This window comes from Arthrobacter flavus, from assembly GCF_039526005.1.
Taxonomy (GTDB): domain Bacteria; phylum Actinomycetota; class Actinomycetes; order Actinomycetales; family Micrococcaceae; genus Arthrobacter_D; species Arthrobacter_D flavus.
The window spans coordinates 1-5,078 of record NZ_BAAAIJ010000029.1; the positions used below are offsets into that span (position 1 = coordinate 1).

The window sequence follows — 5,078 nt, forward strand, 5'->3', positions numbered from 1 at the left end:
CCCAAACACCGTCCGGGAGCGGTTGACAACATCATTGAGACTCCTTCGGATCATACGTACCTGCTCCACCAGCTCAACGGCTCCGCCGCAACAGACCGAACCAACGTGTACGGCGCTCCCAAGGTCGCTTATTTCCTCCCAGCTTGGCCCGCTCTCTTGCCCTACGGGTTGACCAGGTTCCGACAGGCACAGCTACGCGAGGCTTCGCCAGCAGGCAAAAACAACGGGGGAAGGGCCAACTGCTGGACCACCACTTTTAGAAGCCCCACCACCGGACCCCCGCCACTGCGAAAAGGAGCACCACCATGAATAACTCACCCATTGCCGTCACGTCCCCGGCTGACATTCTGGCCTACGTCCCGCACACCCTCGGATTTGCCCCGCGTGAATCATTTGTGCTGATGACCATGCACGGCAAGCGGCTCGGTGTGACGCTGCGCATCGACGCGCACCAAGAAGGCAACCCGGAAGCGTTCGCCGCGTCAGTCATTGGCTACCTCGCCAACGATCAGGACGCCGACGGCTCCCTGTTTATCCTCTACACCAACCAGCCCACCAGCGACGGTGTAAAGCCATTCACTGCCCACGCCGAAGCCCTCGATACGGCGCTGCACGCCGCTGGCATGAATATCCGTGATAGCTGGCTTGTCACCGATGAGCACTGGATAACCTACTTTTGCGATGACGAGGACTGCTGCACCGAGCACCCGCTGACCGAAATCGCGGACAGCGCCCTGAATGCCCGAATGATCTTCGACGGCTCCAACGCGCAGCGCGATAGCGTCACGGACCCAGTATTTACCGGCGGACACGCGGAAACCGTTCTGAACCGGATCGCGGAAACCGTGACCGGCTGGGCAGAGATCGACCCCACCGACTGGGCAACTCCTGTGATGAGCGAAAACCGGGCCCTTTGGCAGGACACCACCGGAACCACCCCGACGGAGGAAACCGCGGTGCAGCTCGTCGCAGCACTACACGCACCGAACGTCCGGGATCGGATCATGGCGGACACCATCAACCCCAGCAACGACACCCACGAAACGACTCTGACCCTGATCGGCCTGTTCGTTGGCCGACCCGATTGGAGCCGAGTCGATGCCGTGCAACAGCTCGTCACCGACCTACTCCCGTTCACCCCGAACGAAGCCCGAGCACCACTATTTACCCTGCTCGGCTGGATCAATTGGTACAAGGGCAAGGGATCAATCGCCCACCTGTACCTGACCAAAGCCCAAGAAGCAGACCCCGGCAGCCGACTCGCCGCGCTGCTGCTGAAATTCACCGGCACCGGCGTCATCGCTGAATGCACCAAGAGCCAAAAAACGGCCTATCAGCACTAACACCCACGGCAGGGCCGGGAACCACGACAGGTTCCCGGCCCCGCTCCATCCACTCCCATGATCACCGGCCAGAATGCGCGGCGGCGACCTCCCCCGCTTCGCTCCTCCGGTCGCCGCATCTGGCACGCCACCACCTCCCACCAGGTAGGCAACCGTGCCACCAGGCCCACGCCGCCACAGGACAAGCCACTACAGGACAGGCCGATACAGTGAAACCAGCACCAACCGCGACAGAACAGGGAACACACCATGCCCGGCACCGATCTCATCCAGCCAGCACGGACCCTGACCTACGCCCCAGATACCACCGCAGAACGAGCCCTGGCCGAGAACATGCCCCCGCAGCTCCACGACTCCCGCCCAGATCTCACCTGGACCGACGCCAAACACCAGCCCAACAGCTAAAACCCCCGGCCATGGGCGCCTGGGGGGTCTAAGTCGCCTCCGCCCACAAGGGACCCGCTGTGCTGCACCGAACCGGCCCGGTGAATCCGGGTCCCTCCTGGCGCAATCAAGCGGCGGAAGTAGCAAACATTGAGGAATAGTAGTAGGATTACTACTATTCCTACTACTATTCGAGAGTGGTCCGCTGTGATGAGTGAGCACGTTAGCCCGACGGGGTCGGCTCGGGACAGGGTGTTCGCCGCCGCCGAGAAAATCAGTGCTGAGCGTAACCCCACGGTGTCCAGTGTCCGGGAAGCCGCCGGCGTCTCCAACGCTGACGCGACCAGGTATTTGAAGGCGTGGAGGGAAGAGAGCGCTGTTGCCGGCTCACGGATCGTCGCTACACCGCAACCGCTGCTTGAGCAGGCGGCGCGGTTGGCCGGATCGGTGTGGGCTGATGCTGTGGCGTTGGCTGCCGAGCAGCATGCAGCCCTCGAAGCCCGCTGGGTGAAAGAGGGCCAGGACAAAGACACTGAGCTGGCCGAGCTCGTGGCAGACCTCGATCGGATCACCAACGAAAAGAATACCGAGGCCGCGGCGCTGAACACGGAACTCGCCGCTGCTGTGACGCGGGCTGAGGACGCGGAAGGACGTGTACACCAGGCGGAGGCCGCTGCCGAGCGTTCCCGCTCCGACGCGGGCACCCTCGCTAATGATTTGGCCGCCGCACGTGCCCGGGCCGACACGCTGCAACAAAGCCACGACGCACTCATCCAGCGCATCACACCACAAACCGACGAGACAGGGAACAAAAAGTAAAACGGTGAGCCAGATATCTCACGAAGAGAAGCCACTAGGCTAAAACCAGATTTCCTTTCGCAGGGAAAACCAGAAGAAACAACGGGGGCCGGTAACTGTGTGGTGCAGGAACCGGCCCCACCACCATTGAGTGATCCCGCCCAGGTTCAACACCTACGGAGCATGGCCCAGTGAGCACAGCAGAACCCGCCCGCTTTATGCTGGGAGTTCCTGCTGGATCTTATTGGGACGTTCTTTGCAAGCTGCGGCTGATCATTGCACGTTGGCAACACAAGTTCTTTCGTCACCAGGTGACGGTATGGGACGAGTAGGTTAACGCGGCGGCGGTGACAACAGGTCGTTGAACCGCTGCTGTGTCTGTTGCACGTCTTGCGAGGTTCCGCCTGATCGAAGAATCGTGTCTATGTCCCCGGTCAAGTGTTTCAGTTCGTGTTGCGAATTTTCCGTGGCGAACCGTTGGTAGCACGACGCACGTCTGGCCCTGACCAAACGTGCGGTCAAGGCCAGACGTGCCTGCGCCAAGCTGATCTAGTTCCCGGGGGTGTGGGCTGCGTTAGATCGTTCTAGTGCTGGCGCAAGAACTCGGATGACGACCGCAGCACCGATAAGGGTGGTACCCATCGGTATCAAGGCCCAGCGAACAAAATTGAGGATCACGTCAAGGAGCCCAACACCGATAGCCGCAGTTGCCCCTGCCGACTCAGCTAGCAGCCCGAGTAGGAACGGGATGAGCATGAGCACGATTCCCCCGGCAATGATTAGTGCTATTCCCCACTGGACGCATTTTTTTGCCGCTGATTCCATTGCTACAGTCCTTTCATCTTATGGTCCCCAGTACCCGCCGGCGAGGGGAGAGTTCAGTGACCTTGCTCTGAATTGTGTCACCGCTGCCGTGTTGCCCCATGGAATTGATGCGCCGCCATCGGCTCGACTCTTGGCAGTCCCCATAGCGTAGAAGGCTGACCAGGTTCCGAATGTCCCACCGTTATATCCGCGGTAGTAGCCGAGCCCTTGGCCCTCTGCCCACTGGGCAGTTGACGAGGCAACGCTGTGCCAGTAGTACATTCGGGTGGTGGTGGTAGTGCCTATTTGGGAGCTTCCACCGAACTGTCTCCAGGTCCAGCCAACTGAGTATGTTCGCTGAGAGAAAGCCGCGAAGGCTGTGTCGGCCTTTTCTACGCTGTTCGATGGCGTCTGGGCAGACAGAACCTGATCTTCCTCAGTCGCAGTCCGTCCGCTAGCTTTCATCGCTCTCTGCTCAGTCACCATCGTCCTGAGCTGTGTTTGGGTCATGGCACCTGGTAGTGAGCCGTCCGAATCGGTGACGACCACAACGGTTTCGGGCGAAATCTCGCCTGTGGGCATGAACGTTCTGCCGTCGGGAAGATGCACAGTCTCTGCGCTCTCCGGATTGACCAGAACGTACCCGTCACCATGGACAGGTTTAATGTCCACCGCTTTTTCATCAGCTGCTTGAGCAGGAACTGCCGAGCCAAGCACCAGCATTGCGGCAACACTAAACGTCGCCAATTTGAATGATTTCACTGTACTTTTGACCTCTCCATTGCGGTCACCCCCGTACTTCAAAAATTAGCATCTTATTCTTGCTCCGACAATACCAAATAAGAAACTATTTTCCTGCCTATTTTTCTTAGTTTTTATGCACTCTGAAAGAGAGTTAGTGGGTGCAAACAATATGAAGCTCGATTTAGTGATCGGATGAACTTCGTGACCCAAAAGACTGGGTTTTTACGGGTGCTACTTCACCTCGGAGTACTGTGCATCAAGGTTTTCGGCCAGTTCCGCAACATCGATCCGGTCGGATACGCCTTCAACCGTTGCCACATCCGAGTAGTCAACGACGAACCAGTTTTTTCCTTCAGCGAAACGGACTGTTCCCTCGGCCTCTGCAAGGAGCGAGTAAGTTCCTGCTTTTGATTCCTCTGAGTCGAAATGGAATATTTCGACCACTTCGGTGCACTTGATCGAGTTCGTGGTGGTCAATACCCCTTCGTTGTACACGAGGGTGGAATCCGGGGCATCGTCCACGCAGTTGATCAACTCGTTGATCGCTTGGTGGGTGCTTTCCAGGGAATCGTAACTAGGGAGGCTGGCCGAGGCATCGGCTGGTGTACAGGCTGCGCAAGCCCCCATAGTTACCGCAGCGAGTCCGATGAGTGTGCCCATTTTTCGTTTTAGCATCATTGCCATCCCCCTGATATAAGACCGTGCCATGATAATGGCACGGTCAAATCAGATTGCATAGACATTTCTGCTAGGTCTTGACAAAAACCACATTCATGCTCGTTCGGTGGCACCTGAATCGCTGGAAATGTCGAACAAGGCTTGCCTCTTGTCGCGCCCACGGGACGCAACCCCCCAGATGGATCTCCGTTGGCCCCCATCACAAGTTGTCCTACAATACCGGTTCGCTATGTTACCCCCTTAGCGGCTCTCCGTGGTTCGTGGTGAAAGCCGGGTTCGTGTCGTAAGCGTATAGGGGCTCGTGGCCCTGCTGAGATGGATGTTCTT

General features: G+C 58.4%; 6 protein-coding genes. 3 read left to right on the plus strand and 3 right to left on the minus strand.

Features of this window, described 5'->3' with window-relative positions; translation table 11 throughout:
* The first annotated feature begins 305 nt into the window (after positions 1-305).
* The 3 genes from ABD059_RS07520 to ABD059_RS07530 all read left to right on the plus strand — a co-directional run bounded on the left by ABD059_RS07520 (position 306) and on the right by ABD059_RS07530 (position 2,546).
* A complete protein-coding gene (locus ABD059_RS07520) occupies positions 306-1,343 on the plus strand; it encodes a DUF4192 domain-containing protein (protein WP_343878764.1) in 1,038 nt (345 codons plus the stop codon).
* Between the two features lie 249 nt (positions 1,344-1,592).
* Positions 1,593-1,748 (plus strand): hypothetical protein, encoded by a 156-nt coding sequence (locus ABD059_RS07525; RefSeq protein WP_343878766.1) that lies wholly within the window; start codon positions 1,593-1,595, stop codon positions 1,746-1,748.
* 189 nt (positions 1,749-1,937) lie between these two features.
* Positions 1,938-2,546, plus strand: coding sequence for a DNA-binding protein (locus ABD059_RS07530; RefSeq protein ID WP_343878767.1), 609 nt, complete (start codon positions 1,938-1,940; stop codon positions 2,544-2,546).
* A gap of 528 nt (positions 2,547-3,074) precedes the next feature.
* Here the strand turns inward: ABD059_RS07530 and ABD059_RS07535 are convergent.
* From ABD059_RS07535 to ABD059_RS07545, 3 genes are all read right to left on the minus strand, one after another.
* On the minus strand, positions 3,075-3,350 hold the full coding sequence (locus tag ABD059_RS07535; protein ID WP_343878768.1) for a hypothetical protein: 276 nt from the start codon (positions 3,348-3,350) through the stop codon (positions 3,075-3,077).
* A gap of 18 nt (positions 3,351-3,368) precedes the next feature.
* Complete coding sequence (locus ABD059_RS07540; RefSeq protein WP_343878769.1) at positions 3,369-4,091, minus strand: hypothetical protein; 723 nt, start codon at positions 4,089-4,091, stop codon at positions 3,369-3,371.
* A gap of 213 nt (positions 4,092-4,304) precedes the next feature.
* A complete protein-coding gene (locus ABD059_RS07545; protein WP_343878770.1) occupies positions 4,305-4,733 on the minus strand; it encodes a hypothetical protein in 429 nt (142 codons plus the stop codon).
* Positions 4,734-5,078 lie beyond the last annotated feature (345 nt).